The 15,501-nt window shown below is 69.7% G+C and carries 15 protein-coding genes, 2 pseudogenes and 1 CRISPR repeat array; of the genes and pseudogenes, 3 read left to right on the top strand and 14 right to left on the bottom strand.

The window, feature by feature from the left end; genetic code table 11:
* A partial coding sequence (locus tag IF04_RS0134925; RefSeq protein WP_030267569.1) for an aminotransferase class I/II-fold pyridoxal phosphate-dependent enzyme occupies positions 1-369 on the bottom strand: 369 nt, incomplete at its 3' end.
* Positions 366-1,274: an ornithine cyclodeaminase family protein gene (locus IF04_RS0134930; protein ID WP_063829576.1), complete on the bottom strand. Its 909-nt coding sequence runs from the start codon at positions 1,272-1,274 to the stop codon at positions 366-368. The genes IF04_RS0134930 and IF04_RS0134925, both read right to left, overlap by 4 nt.
* 61 nt (positions 1,275-1,335) lie before the next feature.
* On the opposite strand from IF04_RS0134930, the gene IF04_RS38970 reads away from it, so the two are divergent.
* The gene (locus tag IF04_RS38970; RefSeq protein ID WP_030267574.1) at positions 1,336-1,911 is read left to right on the top strand and encodes a helix-turn-helix domain-containing protein; all 576 of its coding nucleotides are present in this window, start codon (positions 1,336-1,338) and stop codon (positions 1,909-1,911) included.
* 111 nt (positions 1,912-2,022) lie between these two features.
* Here the strand turns inward: IF04_RS38970 and IF04_RS40480 are convergent.
* The 4 genes and pseudogenes from IF04_RS40480 to IF04_RS0134950 form a co-directional block, all read right to left on the bottom strand.
* Positions 2,023-2,204 (bottom strand): annotated as a pseudogene (locus tag IF04_RS40480) (hypothetical protein); the annotation flags it as partial.
* Between the two features lie 51 nt (positions 2,205-2,255).
* A complete protein-coding gene (locus tag IF04_RS0134940) occupies positions 2,256-2,483 on the bottom strand; it encodes an ATP-dependent DNA ligase (RefSeq protein ID WP_106975738.1) in 228 nt (75 codons plus the stop codon).
* Between the two features lie 68 nt (positions 2,484-2,551).
* Complete coding sequence (locus IF04_RS38975) at positions 2,552-2,713, bottom strand: hypothetical protein (protein WP_157847766.1); 162 nt, start codon at positions 2,711-2,713, stop codon at positions 2,552-2,554.
* A 756-nt stretch (positions 2,714-3,469) separates the two neighbouring features.
* Entirely contained in the window at positions 3,470-3,886 is a 417-nt protein-coding gene (locus IF04_RS0134950) for a hypothetical protein (protein ID WP_030267582.1), read from the bottom strand.
* Positions 3,887-4,553: 667 nt separating this feature from the next.
* Between IF04_RS0134950 and IF04_RS0134960 the strand changes: the two genes are divergently transcribed.
* On the top strand, positions 4,554-4,889 hold the full coding sequence (locus IF04_RS0134960) for a helix-turn-helix transcriptional regulator (protein WP_051831840.1): 336 nt from the start codon (positions 4,554-4,556) through the stop codon (positions 4,887-4,889).
* An 81-nt stretch (positions 4,890-4,970) separates the two neighbouring features.
* On the opposite strand, the pseudogene IF04_RS40065 reads toward IF04_RS0134960, so the two are convergent.
* Positions 4,971-5,515 (bottom strand): annotated as a pseudogene (locus tag IF04_RS40065) (flavoprotein); the annotation flags it as partial.
* A 425-nt stretch (positions 5,516-5,940) separates the two neighbouring features.
* On the opposite strand from IF04_RS40065, the gene IF04_RS40495 reads away from it, so the two are divergent.
* Entirely contained in the window at positions 5,941-6,120 is a 180-nt protein-coding gene (locus tag IF04_RS40495; RefSeq protein ID WP_483855323.1) for a helix-turn-helix domain-containing protein, read from the top strand.
* A gap of 635 nt (positions 6,121-6,755) precedes the next feature.
* Positions 6,756-9,041: a CRISPR direct-repeat array (repeat unit 29 nt; unit sequence CGGCTCACCTCCGCTCGCGCGGAGAGGAC).
* 18 nt (positions 9,042-9,059) lie between these two features.
* Here IF04_RS40495 and cas2e read toward each other — a convergent pair.
* Genes cas2e through casA form a run of 7 tightly spaced genes read right to left on the bottom strand, consistent with a single transcriptional unit; the run spans position 9,060 to position 15,451 of the window.
* Positions 9,060-9,371, bottom strand: a complete 312-nt coding sequence (cas2e, locus tag IF04_RS0134970; protein ID WP_030267587.1) for a type I-E CRISPR-associated endoribonuclease Cas2e — start codon at positions 9,369-9,371, stop codon at positions 9,060-9,062.
* Positions 9,372-9,396: 25 nt separating this feature from the next.
* Positions 9,397-10,392, bottom strand: a complete 996-nt coding sequence (cas1e, locus tag IF04_RS0134975; RefSeq protein ID WP_051831841.1) for a type I-E CRISPR-associated endonuclease Cas1e — start codon at positions 10,390-10,392, stop codon at positions 9,397-9,399.
* Entirely contained in the window at positions 10,389-11,060 is a 672-nt protein-coding gene (cas6e, locus tag IF04_RS0134980; RefSeq protein WP_030267592.1) for a type I-E CRISPR-associated protein Cas6/Cse3/CasE, read from the bottom strand. The genes cas1e and cas6e overlap by 4 nt, the downstream gene beginning before the upstream one ends.
* The gene (cas5e, locus tag IF04_RS0134985; RefSeq protein WP_030267594.1) at positions 11,057-11,893 is read right to left on the bottom strand and encodes a type I-E CRISPR-associated protein Cas5/CasD; all 837 of its coding nucleotides are present in this window, start codon (positions 11,891-11,893) and stop codon (positions 11,057-11,059) included. Before cas5e ends, cas6e begins: the two co-directional genes overlap by 4 nt.
* Positions 11,890-13,071: a type I-E CRISPR-associated protein Cas7/Cse4/CasC gene (gene cas7e, locus IF04_RS0134990; protein WP_030267597.1), complete on the bottom strand. Its 1,182-nt coding sequence runs from the start codon at positions 13,069-13,071 to the stop codon at positions 11,890-11,892. Before cas7e ends, cas5e begins: the two co-directional genes overlap by 4 nt.
* A gap of 60 nt (positions 13,072-13,131) precedes the next feature.
* Positions 13,132-13,842: a type I-E CRISPR-associated protein Cse2/CasB gene (casB, locus tag IF04_RS0134995; RefSeq protein WP_030267599.1), complete on the bottom strand. Its 711-nt coding sequence runs from the start codon at positions 13,840-13,842 to the stop codon at positions 13,132-13,134.
* A gap of 43 nt (positions 13,843-13,885) precedes the next feature.
* On the bottom strand, positions 13,886-15,451 hold the full coding sequence (casA, locus tag IF04_RS0135000) for a type I-E CRISPR-associated protein Cse1/CasA (RefSeq protein WP_030267601.1): 1,566 nt from the start codon (positions 15,449-15,451) through the stop codon (positions 13,886-13,888).
* Between the last annotated feature and the right edge of the window lie 50 nt (positions 15,452-15,501).

A 15,501-nucleotide genomic window follows, 5' to 3' on the forward strand; every position in this document is an offset into this window, starting at 1 on the left:
GTAGCTGTCCGGGATGGAGTAGTGCTGCTGGTAGGTGGGGACGACGGCCACGATGTGGTCGCCCGGTTCGACGAGGGTGGTGTGCACGAGTGCGTTGGCGCCGATCGCGCCGTGGGTGATCAGTACGTTGTCCGGGCCCTGGTCCTCGTAGAGACCGGCGACGAGGCCGCGCAGGCGGGGGCTGCCGGGGATGGGGCCGTAGGTGAGCGGGGTGGCGTCGAGTTCGGCGAGGATCTCCTCCCGCCGTCCGGACATCTGCAGCAGTTCGCCGGTGGTCAGGGAGCGGACGCAGGTCTCGGCGAGGTTGTAGCGGCAGGTCTCCTCGTAGTCGTTCATCCACTGCTCGACGGCGAACGGGCGGATCTTCACCGGGACTGTCCCTTCGTCGTGGCGTTGTCGTTGTGCAGGGCGGCCCAGGCGACGGCCGCGTCCTCGATGCCCAGTCCCACGGACCGGAAGTACACCGGCCGCTCGCCGCTCGGGCCCTGGGCGCGGCCGGCCACGAGGCCGGCCAGGTCGCCGCGCACGGCGGCGGGGTCCCAGCCGTCAGCGGCGGCGCGGGTCAGGTCGGCGGCGACCTGCAGGGTGGTGAGCGCGTCGACGTAGACGTCGAGGGCCTCGACGGCGGCGGGCGGGATCTCGCGGGCGCCGGGGGCGTTGGTCGAGATCGAGGTGACGACCGTGCCTGCGGGCAGGGTGCGGGGGTCGATCACATTGTCGGCGGCCGAGGTGCACAGCATCACCAGGTCCGCCCCCGTCACCGCGTCCTCAAGGTTCGCCGCGGCCTGGACGCCGCCGTCGGCCTCGTCGACGCCCTCCGGTGAGAACGCGCGGACGGTCATGCCGGGGCGCAGGTGGCGCAGGTAGCGGGCGTGCGCACGGCCGACGCGCCCGTAACCGATGACGGCCGCGGTGCGGGCGCCGGGCGGCAGGAGCAGGTCGGCGGCGAGCACGGTGGTGGCCGCGGTGCGCTCGACAGTCAGCTCGGAGGCGTCCAGAAGCGCGAGCGGCTGCCCGGTGGACAGGCTCACGAGCATCGTCCACGCCGTGACCACGGCCGGACCGGCAGGGTCGGGCAGGTACGGGGAGACCTTGACCGAGTAGACGTCGGCATGGGGCAGGACAGCCGGGTAGTGGATGACGTCACCGCCACCGGGCAGGTCGACGACGAACTGGCCCGGAGCCGGTGCCGTAAGGGAAGGGGTCCCGAAGGCGTCGCGGAGAGCGGCGAGGACGGCCTGCTCGGAGACGCGGGGAGAGCTGATCACACGCATGGTGAGCAATATATTGCCCACTCGATCGGGTGGCAACTTTTTGCGCACTATAGTGCTCGCCATGAGCAGTGAGAGCGCCCCCGACAGTCAGGCAACGCAGGAGTTCGTCACCCGCATCGGCAGGCGCATCCGCACGCTGCGCAAACAGCGGGGCTGGAGCGTCCAGCAGCTCGCCGACGCCGCCAGGCTCAGCCGGCGCATGCTCACCGACATCGAACTCGGCCAAGCCAACCCCAGCCTCGCCACCGTCGACCGCGTCGCCCTCGCCCTCGGCACCGACTTCGCCGCCCTCGCCCTGCCTGAGGACGACGCTCCCGGCGCGGAAGCCGAAGGCACGCTCGTATGGGAGGCCCCGGACGGCAGTACCGCCCTCCTGCTGGGCGCCACCGAGAACCCGCGCGCCGAACTATGGCGCTGGACCCTCGCCCCAGGCGGCCGTTACGACGCCGAACCCGACCGGCCCGGAGCCCAGGAGATCCACCACGTCCTCGCCGGCCGTCTCACCCTCGCCCTGGAAACCGGACCGCAGGTGGTGGGGCCGGGGCAGAGCGCCACCATCGCCAGCGACCAGCAGTACGCCTACCTCAACGAGCACACCGAACCGACGGTCTTCATGCGGGTTGTCAGCGGCGCCTGACGCCGCCAGCAGGCCCCGACCCGCCCGGTCCCCGGCGCGACGGATCCAGGACGGGCCGGGCAGCACTCGGAAGTCACCTGGCCGTCGGTCCAGACAGAGTGTTGCCGCACCGGGAAGGCACCTGCCGTCGGCCGGGACCGAAGCGCGGATGCTGTAGCGGCCCAGCACGTTGAGGTTGGCGTGCTTGAGTGGGGAGAGCCGGGCCACGTCCTCGTCCAGAACGCCGTGCTCACGCTCCTCGGGCGGCAGCGACCACAGCTGGGCGACGGGGCGTCCAGATAGCGGGTCGTCCACTGTTCCCCGAGGTCGGATGAGACGCCGACAGGCTGAGACAGAGTGGCAGGTCACATAACACCGCCCAGGACGACGTTTGGCAGCGCGGCCGCCGCGGCGACCAGCTCGGGGAAGCCGGGCGTGAAGTCGGTGCCGTGCCGGGAGCGCAGCAGCGTCTGGTCCTGGTCGTGGGCGAGCAGGGCCCGGTAGCCGTCCCATTTCGGCTCCGCGGCCCAGCCGGCCGGCAGGTGGAAGGTGTCGACCGGCTGGGCCGGCATCGGCTCGCGCGGCATTTCCATGATCGAGATTTACCACGGGTCCCGGCCTGCACCGGGTACGGCGGGCCGGGAGCGGTACGGCGGTGGTGTCAGTCCTGGGGGTGTTCGTATTGGACGTACTGCTGCCCGCAGCCGGCGGCCAGGTCGTGGAGGGTCTTCACCTCCGTACGGTCGGCGCTGAGCTCCCAGCGGAGTTTGGTGCCCACCCAGGCGGCGAGGTAGATGCAGCGGGCGTCGGCCGAGGGCGGCATCCACTGGGCCGGGTCCTGGTCGGCCTTGCTCCGGTTGGTCTTCGCGGTGCTCGCTGTGCCATAGGCATCCGCCCGGCGCCCACGCGACCGCCACCGCCCCAAGCACCAGGACCGCGCGCTCGATCTACATTCAGGCGCAGCCCACCTGGGTGCCCTTAGATGTCACGATCCGGTACTCGAACATCCCGGGAAGCACCCGCTGCCTCGGAACGTCCTTAACTACGGATTAGCTGTGCTAAATCCCTGGATCTGTGACGTTCGGTGACAGGTGGCAGAGTCATTCAGGGGTGTGCCGGGCTGGACGGGCGTTCGGGCGGGACTGGGATGGTTCGGTTGCGAAGTGGCGGTCTTCCGGTCGTACCTGGTGACCTTGGGTTGGGTGGCGGACTCTGCGAGTAGGTGCGGGCCGGACTTCCCTCGGCCGGTGAAGCATCGGCCTCTCCGGCCCGACAGGGGGAGGGCGCCGCTGCGCAGTGGCAGCCGGTCTTGCAGACCTGCCCGGTTGATGGCGGCGCGGGCGATGGACCCGGCCTCGATGCCGACGGTGATGCCGACCGCGTCCAGCGCCTGGCAGATGCCCAGCAGGGTGCCCCTGTCACCGGCGACGATCACACCTTCGACATCCGTCAGCAACCTACAGCGAGAGGCGGTCCGCCATCCGGCAGACCGCCTCTCGCAACGCGGTGCGACTATGCCCCTCTCAATTTCAGTCCGCCCAGCCACACGAGCGGGTCCACGCTGCGCCTTGTCCGCCGGTCAGAGCACGGCGACGGTGAAAGGTGCGTCGGAGAGGTTGGCGCTGATGTAGAAGGTGTAGACGGTGATGGTGCTGGGGTCGTTGCCGCACTCGCCGGTGGGGTCTCCGGTCGCGCTGATGGTGCGGGCGTAGGCGCCTCCGTTGATGCTTGCAGTGATCGCGGCGTTGGCGAGGTCGATTGCGGGGTCGGAGACCTTCACACAGTAAGCGCCGGCGCGGGGGCGGGTGACGGAGGCGACGTTCTTCGACGCCAGGACGGCGCCGTTGGCGGCAACCTTGGCGGCCGCGCGAGCGTAGGGGGCGTTCATGTCGCCCGGTGCGGCGGCCGCGGTTCCGGTCAGGACAGGGACCGATGCCACGGCGGCGGCGGTCAGGACGAGGGCGCCTCGCCAGCGTTTGGCCAGGGTGGACGTCATGAGAGGTGATCCTTTCGGTGATACTCACCGTGCCCGTAGTGGAGCAGGGTGCATACAGCGGATCCGAAAATGTCCTGTCGCGGAGCCTGGCCGGCCACCACATGTCTTCCGACTCTGGGGTTGGCCAGCCTGCCATCCAGGACCTGTGACGCTTCGTATGTAAACACGCACTGAATGTGCTCGACAGGGGTCGGGCGGGATCTCCACTCCTGGGTGGTAGGGCCACTTTTCAAACCAAGGATCAGGCGCATTGACCAGCAGATTGGCGCTCCGGCGTGCGCTGGCCAGCGTGTTGGGTCTGCAGCGGGGCAGCGGCCGCGTGCCCACCCTGCGTGGCTGACGGCGATGCCTCAGCCACGGGAGCACTCCCTCTCGGCAGCCGGGGGCATGGGATTCCCGGCTTCGGATTGCCCCGAGGGGCGCTACCGGGCCGTCGGATCTTCCGCGGGAGTGGAAGCGGGCCCGGCGCTCTCGACGCGCCGCAGGCTCGCTCTGCTGCGGGATCGGCCTCTACCGAGCGCCCAACTGGCGCACACAGGGCTGCATTTCGAGCCCAGCGCGCCAACTGCCCGGCTCCAATGCGGGCATGGGAATACCGGAAACTTGCATCGTTCTTGACCTGCAGGGAAGCGGGGGGGGCAGGAGCACCACCGCAGGAGCAGGGTTCGTGACGGACGGGCAAGTCGCAGCGTGGACGCTCCTCACCAACCACACCCACGTGCTCTGCTCCGTCAACCGCCCCCCAGCCCGCATGCGTGACCTCGCCGCGGCCTGCCAAATCTCCGAACGCGATGCCCAGGCCATCGTCGCGGACCTCGAACAAGCCGGATACCTCAGCCGGGAACGGGTCGGGCGGCGCACCCACTACACCCTCGACCTGGACGGCACCCTCCGCCGCCCGGCAGAGGCCAACACGCCCATCCGGACACTGCTGGAAGTCCTCGCCCATCACCACGGCGGACAGACGAGCCACGACCGGGCACCCAACCGCCTCGGGAAGTGACTTCCGAACCCCTCTCGAAACGACGCCTCGGGGGAGGCCATCAAGCCTCCGCTCACTGAGCGTCACAGGATCGGGGGATTGAGCACAGCTACTGAGGTCGGGGACGCGGTAGGAAATACGGTCGGCGGCCGCTCGCTCACCGAGAGCGGGGAGGCCGTTGCCGCCGAGCGGGCCGGGCGTGGACCAGGTACCGGAGGCGTCGATCACGGCCCGGGCCGTCACGCGTTCCTCAGTGTCGTCGGCGTGCTCGATGTGGACCGTGAAGGGCTGGTCCTCCCGGCCGGAGTCCACGACGCGGTCGCGGCCGACGCGGGATACACCCGTGACGCGAGTGCCGAAGCGGACCTTGTCGCCGAGGACAGCCGCCAACGGCTGGAGGTACTGCTCGGCCCAGTCCGCGCCGGAGGGGTAAGCCGCACCGTCCGGACGAACCCAGCCGGTGGGCGCGAGCAGCTTCTCGGCGGCGAGGTCGACGACCTCGGCCCAGGGCGAGAAGAGCCGGACGTGGCCCCACTCCCACACCGCCGCGCCGGCACTGGTACGGCCTCCAGGACGAGCGGCTCCAGGCCACGCTCAAGGCGTTTTGCGCACCCCGCCGCCCGCGCCTCAAGAGGCAAGTCAGCCACCCCCCGCCCTTGCCATGGCTGATTCCAATCGGAAAGATTTGGACGACGGGGCCCTTACCAGACGGTCCGACCCCTCACAAACACGCAGGTCAACGGCTTGGGGTTCTCCGGCGACGGAGAACCCCAGGCCGCCCTGTGCTGAGTTGGTGCTGACTTCCGCTGCCGCCCGTTCCGGTCCGTTCGTGGCCGTCGCGCTGGATCGGTGCTGACATCGGCGGTTCCGGAGGGCCGCCGCAGCGTTCAACAGCGCACCGTTGTGGTCGGAGTGAAGACCGCCACCTCTGCCCCGCCTGTCCGTCACAGTACGTACACAGTAACGCTGAGCCGAGAGCGGCTCCTTCACCTTCACTCCGCCCGTTTGGTGCGGCCGTAATCGGTCCCTAAATTACGACCAGCCATCACCGAGCCCACTCAAGCGAGACACCATGAATGAACCGCTCTGGGACGTCCCGACCCTGGCCGCCTTCCTCGGGAAGCCGGCTTCCTGGGTATACGACAACCACCTCAAGGAGCGCATCCCTAGCTTCCGCATAGGGCAACAGCTGCGATTTTCCCCTGCGGAGGTCCGCGCTTGGATCACAAGCAATTGCCGAGAAGCCGCTTGAGTCACCGCTTGCGAGACGTCCAGTCGGCGACGACTTAATTGTGGACGAGGATACGGTTGACGCGGACCGCAATATGCTGGACGGCGCCTGCTGAGGCACCCATGGGCAGCCATGAAGGCACCCGAGAAATCATGGGGCACCAAGCCGCTTTCGCCAGAGCCCACCGCGCGGCTTGGACGACTTCCGTCGACAGCGCTGCACTGTACGGCCAGCCCTCTGAAGGTTATCCCGTAGCCGTGTTCCTGGTGGGCACTGTTTAGGCATGGGCGAGTCGCTGCGGAGACCGCCGGCACCAAAGGTTGCACTCAATCGCCCAATCCCACGATGTCTACTGCTCGCCTCCGCTCGCACTCAGGGACGATGGTGACGCAGGCGCCATTGTGCGAGTCACCGGCTAACCTCCGCCCGCGCAGAGAGGACCGCAGCCGGTTCAGGGGCAGGTACGTCTGGGAAAGTTCACCTCCGCTCGCACGGAGAGGGCTCGGGGACGCCGGTCAGCTCGTGCATGGACCGCGGCGCATCTCCGCTCGCACGGAGAAGATCGTCGCTCGCCTTCCAGCCTGGCGGCCTCCGCCGACTCACCTCCGCTCTCGCGGAGAAGACTCCAACCGTCCGAGACAGGCGCGCTCGTACAGCGGCTCACCTCCGCTCGCGCGAAGAAGACGGCGTGCAACCGGCCGTCGAACTCGAACGGGTCGGCTCACCTCCGCTTGCGCGGAGAAGACGCCTCGGCGTCGAAGGTGCCGATGCCGTGCTGCGGCTCACCTCCGCTCGCGCGAAGAAGACAAGTACACACCGCGGAATCCGCGGTCCCCGTACGGCTCACCTCCGCTCGCGCGGAGAGGACTCGGGCACCCGTTGTGCAGGTGGTCCAGGCACGGCTCACCTCCGCTCGCACGGAGAGACCTCCCCGTTGCCCGGAGCCTGCCGTTACTGGTCCGGCTCGCCTCCGCTCGCGCAGAGAGGACCCCTGGCCGCTCACCACGTTCGTCGTGCTGATCGGCTTACCTCCGCTCGCGCGGAGAGGACAGGTCGAGCGGGGCAGAGATGCAGTACACGCCCGGCTCACCTCCGCTCACGCGGAGAGGACACCGACAATCACGAGCCCTGGCTCCCGGACCACGGCTCACCTCCGCTCGCGCGGAGAGGACAGCGCATGCAGGACGAGCTGGAGCGCCAGCAGCGGCTCACCTCCGCTCGCGCGGAGAGGACGGCTTCACCGGCATCCTCAACGCCTTCATGCCCGGCTCACCTCCGCTCGCGCGGAGAGGACCAATTGGGGTAGATGCGGGGATCGTTGTACTGCGGCTCACCTCCGCTCGCGCGGAGAGGACTTCCGCACCGACACCGACGGCGTGCGCTGGGCCGGCTCACCTCCGCTCGCGCGGAGAGGACCGGACCCCTGATTCACGAGCCCGCGCACGGGCCGGCTCACCTCCGCTCGCGCGGAGAGGACGGGTAGTTCGCCTTCGCCTTGGCCACCTCCGCCGGCTCACCTCCGCTCGCGCGGAGAGGACGGCTGCATCGGCCCGTACACCAGCTCCGGCGTCGGCTCACCTCCGCTCGCGCGGAGAGGACGTCTTCGCCGGCCTGCTGTTCACCGAGACCGCCGGCTCACCTCCGCTCGCGCGGAGAGGACGCCTGGCCGCGCGCCACCACGCCCAGCCCCGTCGGCTCACCTCCGCTCGCGCGGAGAGGACGCCGTCCAGGCGGGCCTGTGGATGGTCCACGTCGGCTCACCTCCGCTCGCGCGGAGAGGACGTCGGCCTTGGCCTGCTCGAGCCCGGTCTTGGCGGCTCACCTCCGCTCGCGCGGAGAGGACCTGCCGCTCCCCTGGCCACCACCGCCGGACGTCGGCTCACCTCCGCTCGCGCGGAGAGGACGGGTACGTCCAGATCGGCCGGCACGTCTCCGGCGGCTCACCTCCGCTCGCGCGGAGAGGACGGCCCGCCGCCGACGCGGCCGGCCTCCAAGTCCGGCTCACCTCCGCTCGCGCGGAGAGGACACACGACGGCCTTCTTCGACACCTACGGCTCCCGGCTCACCTCCGCTCGCGCGGAGAGGACCCCGTCTTCGGGTGGACCCGCTCACCGAGTAGCGGCTCACCTCCGCTCGCGCGGAGAGGACAGCCGCTGGTTGGTGGGGCGGGGCGCCGGCTGCGGCTCACCTCCGCTCGCGCGGAGAGGACGCAGACCCGGCCGGTGGGGGTGACGTCCTGGGACGGCTCACCTCCGCTCGCGCGGAGAGGACCGCGACAGCACGAACGCTACTGCCTCGACGTACGGCTCACCTCCGCTCGCGCGGAGAGGACGCTCACGGACCGGCTCGCACTCGCAGTACCGGCGGCTCACCTCCGCTCGCGCGGAGAGGACTCCAGCAGGCCGGGGTGGGCGGTGTCGCCGGGCGGCTCACCTCCGCTCGCGCGGAGAGGACCCATCAAGGAGCGAGACAGCGCTCAGCAGCAACGGCTCACCTCCGCTCGCGCGGAGAGGACTTGCTGGAGCTTGTCGAGGGGAACGTCCAGGGCGGCTCACCTCCGCTCGCGCGGAGAGGACTCCCGGGACATGAACCAGCGAAGGTCCATGATCGGCTCACCTCCGCTCGCGCGGAGAGGACCACCACGACCACCAGGCCGTCGTCATCGACAGCGGCTCACCTCCGCTCGCGCGGAGAGGACCTCGGCCAGCTCGTCGTCATCCACGAGCTCGGCGGCTCACCTCCGCTCGCGCGGAGAGGACGCCTTCTCCTGGGCCTCCTCGGCCGCCTGCTGCGGCTCACCTCCGCTCGCGCGGAGAGGACCCCGCGTCACCATGTTCGAGCCCATCCGGTACGGGCTCACCTCCGCTCGCGCGGAGAGGACGTGGTGACCCCCTCCCTGGTCGTCTCGGAGATCGGCTCACCTCCGCTCGCGCGGAGAGGACCCTTCCTGGCCTGCTCTTCTAGAAGCGATTTGCGAGTTCTTTGCCTTCCTGTCGGAAGGCGATCAGGGTCAGACCGTCGAAGTCCACTGGGAGACGCCGAGCTGTGCCCGCGGTGCGCAATTCGAAACCCTGCTCGTTGTCGCTGGGGTAGGCCAGAACGGCTGTGCCGTCTCCCGCGCAGGCCGCAACCGCGGACCAGAGCTCGTCGCGTACGCGGGCGGAGACGGTTCCCACATACAGCTCGGGAGTGATTTCCAGAAGCCACCGTGACAGGGCACCGCGGAGATGGGGAGGGACGGCGCTGGCGGAGAGCACGATCATCGAGGCCATGTGGCGTGCTCCTTCATCCTGAGGGTCATCTGTCGGCCCCGTGGTTGGTGCCGCCGGGTACGACTCCGGTGATCGGGTCCCAGAGGTCGACGAGTTGTTCTTCGGGGTCGGGGATGTCGCGTTCGGTGCCGGGGTCGAGGAGGTCTTGGATGTCGGTGACGATGCGTGGCAGCAGTTTGAACAGGCGTAGGCCGTCGCGGAAGGAGCGCCGGGCCTGGGCTTCGGGGTTGGTGGAGGCGTGGAGGGAGAAGGCGAGGGGGATGGTGAGGTCGGCCTTGTAGAGGTCGGCGATGTCGTAGACGAATGCCTGTTGGTTGCCGTGGTGAACAAAGCCGAGGGCGGGGGAACAGCCCAGGGCGAGGATGGCGGCGTGGACGATGCCGTACAGGCAGGTGTTGGCGGAAGAAAGGGCGAGGTTGACGGGGTCTTGGGTGTCCCAGGAGGCGGGGTCGTAGGCGCGGCGGAAGCGGCCGATCTTGTATTGCTGGGCCAGCAATCGGTAGTGGGCTTTGACGCGCTGGCCTTCCAGGCCGCGGAGCTGGGCGAGGGTGGTGCCCGGTGGAACGGTGCCGTGGCCGAAGCGTTTTTCGTACATGGCGGTGGCGACGGCCAGGCGCTTGGTGTCGTCGGCCCAGGTGCGGGACTGGCGTTCGAGCCAGGTAGTGGTCAGGGAATCGGGGAGGGCGGCGGCGTAGCAGCGCACACCGCCGGCGCCGGTGACCAGGACGGTGGTGCCGTGCCGGGCCAGGGTAGTCAGGGCGCGGGCGGTGATAGAGGTGCCGGGGCCAAGCAGCACGCAGCTGAGGGCCGCGGTAGGCAGGTAGAGGGTTTCGGTGCCGCGGCGTTCGCTGGTGACCTCGGCGCAGACGCCGGTGTCGTCCTGGTGGATGCGGACGATGTCCAGGTACAGGAAGGACAGGGAGTCGGCGATGCGAGGCAGCATGGCGACGGTGGGGGCGGCCAGCCTGCGGCGGGCGTCAGTACGGGATCGCTGGGTGTCCGGCTCGGCGGATGTGCTCATGCGGCGCCTCGGGCAGGGGCGATGCTCAGGAGGCCGCAGCCATATGCCTTGCCGCGTCCGATGCCTTCGATGATCTTCGTGCGGAGCAGGTCGGGATCGAGGATGGCGGCGGAGCCGTCGAAGCGGGTGCGGGCGTGGCGGATGTGCTGCTGCTTGCCGGTCCGGCCTTCGCGTGTGCCGCGGGCCGCATCCAGCGGTTGGGAGTGGAGGGTGAGGGGTTTCAGGCCGGCGGTGTCGGCCTGGCGGATCCACCACTCCTCCGCGTGTGGGCCGCTGAGGGGGACGACGGCGGGCAGGTTGTAGAGCTGGCGGGTGGTGGCGCCGGGTTTGCGAACGGCGCTGGCCACGCAGCGGTACCGGATGGTCAGGCCGGGGCGGAGAGCCTCCAGGAGGGGATCGAGGGGGCGGGTGAGGGAGGTGCCGTAGCCGTCGGGGAGGCGGGTGAGGTCGGGTTCGTGGGTGCTCTGGAGCAGGATGTGCGGTCCGGTGGGCGTGTCCTCGATGCGGAAAAGGATGCCGAAGCGAGCGCGCGGGTCCGGGCCGGCCTGGTCGGGGTAAAGGGACATCAGGCGGCGGTGCAGTCCGACGGCGGCCTGGGCCCCGCCGAGGTCGCGCAGGGCGTCACGGGAAGTGGGGTGGGGGACGATACGGGTCAGCCAGACACTCACTGCAGGCTCCCTTCGGGCTGGTTCAGGTGCTCGCGCAGGTAGGTGCCGAGCGCGGTGAGCTGGGCGGTGCCCAGGCCCGCGAACTGGGCGGCGGGCAGGCGGAGGGTGCGCCGGTACAGGGGCCGGGCGCGGTAGGCCCGGTGGCGGGGGTGGAAGGAGAGCGGTTGGTCGTTGACCTCGCCGGAGGGGTGCGCTCCGTCCTCGCCCTCACGGTTGTCCAGCTCTTCTGGGACGGGGAGGCGGTGCAGCGGCCGGTCGGAGAGGAACTCGATGCCTTCGCCGTCGTTTTTCGGCGGGGAGGCGGCCAACGGCAGGCGGATCAGGTGGTGCAGGGCGTCCTGGGCGGTGCCAAGCAGCAGGGGGCCTTCAGGTGGGCAGGATCGGCGGCCCAGGAACGGTGGCCACTGCGGGCAGCGCAGGGCCTGTGCGATGTGGGTGAGAAGGGCGTGGTCGTCGGGGCCGCCGGTGAGGGCGATGGTGAAGGCCGCATCGGCAAGGTAGGTGCGGTGGGTGAGAAGGGTGGCGGTGTCACCGGTGCGTTTCTTGCCTTCAGCCGTGGTGACGGTGGCTTTGGTGGGCAGGCCGCCGCCGACGGTGTGCAGGTCCCGCAGGAGCACGCCGGGGCGGTCAGTGCGCACGGTCAGCGACAGGCGGGCAAGGTCCTCCAGCGGCTCGCCGCGGCGCCGTCCCAGGGCGGCGGCGAGCAGGCCGATGACGCCGGAGCGGGTGGGAAAGCGGGCAGTGTCGCGGTCGTTGAAGTGGCTGCGTTCGCCCCAGGACTGCAGCGGGCCGGACAGCCGCAGCAGCAGACCGGGTTCGGGGGCGGGGTTCACGCCGTCGCTCCGGTGGTGGGCTGGCCCAGGGCGGCGTCGAGGGCGGTGGTGATCAGTTCGGAGAAGGAGTCGTGGCGCCGGCCCAGCCCGGTGAGGTCCTTGGTCTCCAGGCTGGCCCAGCCCGAGGCGAGGATGTCGTCCGTGCCCAGCAGGGTGTTCGCGGCCTCTGCGTACTTCGCCAGGCGGGTGCGGGAGCTTTCTGCGAAGCCGCCCCGGGCGCTGCTAGCCACGGGCTCTTCGAAGGCCGCGGCGTAGGAGAGCGGGCGGTTGGCACGCACGGTGAGGTGGACCAGGTCGGGGATGGTGTGCGGGGCGGTGGAGTTCTTCTTGGCCTGCGGCAGGGATTCGATGAAGGACGTCAAAAACGCGGCGGTCAGCTCGCGGGCGGCCTCCGGCTCGTCGCCGATGTTCGCGGCGAGGTCGCGCAGGTCGATGGTGGCGTAGCGATAGAAGGTGCCGGTGCTGAATTCGGCGTGGCCCATGTGACCGCTGCCGGTGGAGTCCTTCCAGGCGGCGGTGATGTCGTCCACCGCCGAGAAGTAATCCAGTTCCACGTCCGTCTCGTGCGTGGTCAGAGCGTGGGCGACCTGCACGGCCCCGTCCACGCCGGCATCGTCGACCTCAGCGAGCATCCGGCCGAAGAGGTTGATGACGCCGTTGCGGGATCGCAGCACCTCGTCGACCTTGTCCTTGGGCAAGACGCTCTTGTCGGTGGCCTTCTTCAGATCCTTGGCCTGCTCCAGCGTCTGGCGATGCTCGGTGGCCAGGTCGGCCAGTTCGGCGACCGCGGCCTCCGGCACGTAGACCATGGCGTTGGTCAGCACCTTGTTGGGCACGAGCTGCTTGGGGTCATCGGGGTTCTTGGCCAGCTCGAACTTGATGCTGCTGGCCGCCGCGACGTGCGCGCCGGCCCGCTCGGCCAGCTCTTGGGGCCAGTCGCGGCTCTCCAATTCACGAGTGACGCGTTCGCCGATGCGGCGGGTGCGCAGCGCCGCCTGGCCGATCCGCTCCTGGAACACCTCCCGGATGGCGCGCTTCCAGGACTGGCTGCTCACCCGGGTGCGCAGCGCGCCCCCGTACAACACGGTCTTCACCGCGTTCGCGTCGTCGCGGTTGAGGTTGGCGAACGGGACGGACTGCAGGATGTGGGCGCACAGGAACCGGGGGGATGCGGTCATTTCTGTTCTCCTCGAACGATGGTCAGTTACACAGGCGGGGATGCCGGGTGACGCGTCGGATCACGCTTCGGCGTCGGGTTTGTCGGTCTCCTGCTGGTCGGCCTCGTCGGCCTGTTCACGCAGGGCCCGGGTGCGCAGGCGGTAGTAGTCCTGGAGCCAGCGGCGTGAGATCCGTTTGGAATGAGCAGGCCAGGCGATCAGGTCGTCCAGGAGCTGCGCCCAGTCCACGGGCACGTCCAGCTCCCGCAGGTAGCGGACCGAACCGGGCAGATGGCGGTGCAGGCCGTTGATGCTCTGCCGGGTCAGTAGGTTCAGGCGGGCCTCGGCCGCGGACTCCCGCATCTCCCGCTCACGCCCCGGGCTCTCGGTGACCGCGGCGGCGAAGGAGGCCCCCAAGCTGGGGCCGTACCGGTCCGGACGCTGCTTCTGCTCCATCTCGCCGGTCTGCTCTTCGGCGTCCAGGACGGAGCTGGCCACAGGTGCTTCGGCAGTGGTGTCGGTGTAGCGGCTGCGCGGCTGCGCGGCGATCATAGCGGCGACCGCGTAGAAGGCACGCTGTTCCGCCTCCGCCGTCTGAGAGCCCTGGGACAGCCACGGGGCGATGAAGCGGTGCATGCGGCGCACATCATCCATGCCTCGTCGCCAGCCGCTGCGCAGGGCGCTGCGCGCGCCGGGATCGTTCTTACAGGTCTGTTCAATCCACGTGGCGTAGGTCTGCAGGCGCCTGCGCCGGGCCGCGGCCCGGTCCCCGGTGTCGGTCGGTGTCGTCATCAAGGTCCTTCGTCGATGTGGTTCTGGTCGTCGGTGCGGTCCTTTACTTCTTCTTGCGCACGCCGCCGTAGAGCTCGATGCGAGCGTCGGAGACCGCCTTGGCGCCGCGCTGCGTGTGGGCAATGGAGGCGGTCACGTCCTCATACGCCTCAGTGGCCAGCCGCAGAAACGCCGTGCGGGCCGCCGCACGGTCGAAGCCCGCATCCCGGCTGGCACCGGTGCGGTCCAGGCGGTGGAAGTGCTCCCAAAAGGCGGTCTCAGCCCGGGGCCAGTAGCGGGCGGCGGCCTCGGCCGCCCAGGTGCCCGGGTCCGCCTTCGCGTCGCGGACGTATCCCGCCCAAGCGCGCTTGACCGCGCGGTCCAGGCGGCGCCCGTACATCTCGCCCAGCTGCCGCAGCCGCGCCACCGGCTCCGCGGTCCGCGGCGCCTTGTCCTCAACGAAGCCCAGTATCGGGGGCGTTTGGGCGTCGACGAACTGGGTGTCCTTGGCCTGCCCCTCTTGTTCAAAACCCAGCGCCCGCACCCGCAGGTCCTCCGAGACCTCGGCCGCGTACTGGAAGACCTTCGGGGGTTCGGGCCGGGATGTGCCGCCGGGCTCCTTCAGCAACAGCGCGTCCAGATCCCGCCACAGGGCGCGCCGGGAGTCGGCCGGGCGCGGATAGCGGTTGCCCTGCTGGCTGATCTGCCAGATCAAAAAGTCGTCGTCCCTGGGGATGCGGCCCTTGCGGTAGGCCCAGGTGATGTAGGCATCCCGCACCAGCCGTTCGTTGCCGTCGTCGGGGACGAGGAGGAGGGCGTGCTGGGAGCAGGCAGTCAGCCGCGACAGGGGCCCGGTAGGCACGGGAGGTGCCGCGTCCGGATCCGGCAGGTCCTCCCATTCCCAGGGGCACAAATCGTGCGAGCGTCGGACGGTGCTCGCCGGCGGGACCAGGCCCGCCAACAGCGTCTCGAAAAGCGTCTCCCCCTCGGGGTGGTAGGACAAAGCCGTACGTAGCGGCCCGGCAGTCGTGCTGGCGTTCTTCACGCCATTCACCTCGCGGGCCGAGCAGCGGCCGGAGGGGCCGTAGTAGTGCCACACCAGCAGATTCAGGACCGCCTCCGCCGCGCTCGGCAGATCCGGGGAGGCGTCGCTGCCGTGCCGGAACCAGGAGTGATTGTTGCCCGAGGGCCGGGTGACGATCAGCTTGTTGACCCCGGCGGTATTGCCGGCGTCGCACTGCTCAGCCAGGCGCGCATCCTGCATCCAGGGGCGGCCCCCCACAGGATCGAACAAATGGAACCGACCATGGTGCTTGTCGATGTAGCTCTGGATTCCCTCCTCCGGGAGTTCGCCAGCCTCCCAGATCACCAGTCGCCGGTCTCCCCAGTCGCCGGGGCCCGCCTCATCCAGATCGGTGACGCGCGCCGTGAGTGCATACAAGATCCTCAACAGCGCGGCGTGAGCGGGAGGTTCGGCAATGGCCAAGGCGGCGATGTCGGAGCTGCGCAGCAGCAACTCCCGCAGCCCGACACGGTCGGGAAGGTCCGCCGAAACGCGGAGGGTTGCGTCGGTGGCCCAGCGGACTGGAATCCATCGTTCGTCGAACAGGTTATAGGCGTTGGCCATCATGGGTCTCCTGTTGGTGGGCCACAATGGGGCGGGATCTCCACGCGCGTGGA

Source organism: Streptomyces violens (assembly GCF_000717745.1).
In the GTDB taxonomy this organism is placed as follows: Bacteria; Actinomycetota; Actinomycetes; order Streptomycetales; family Streptomycetaceae; genus Streptomyces; species Streptomyces violens.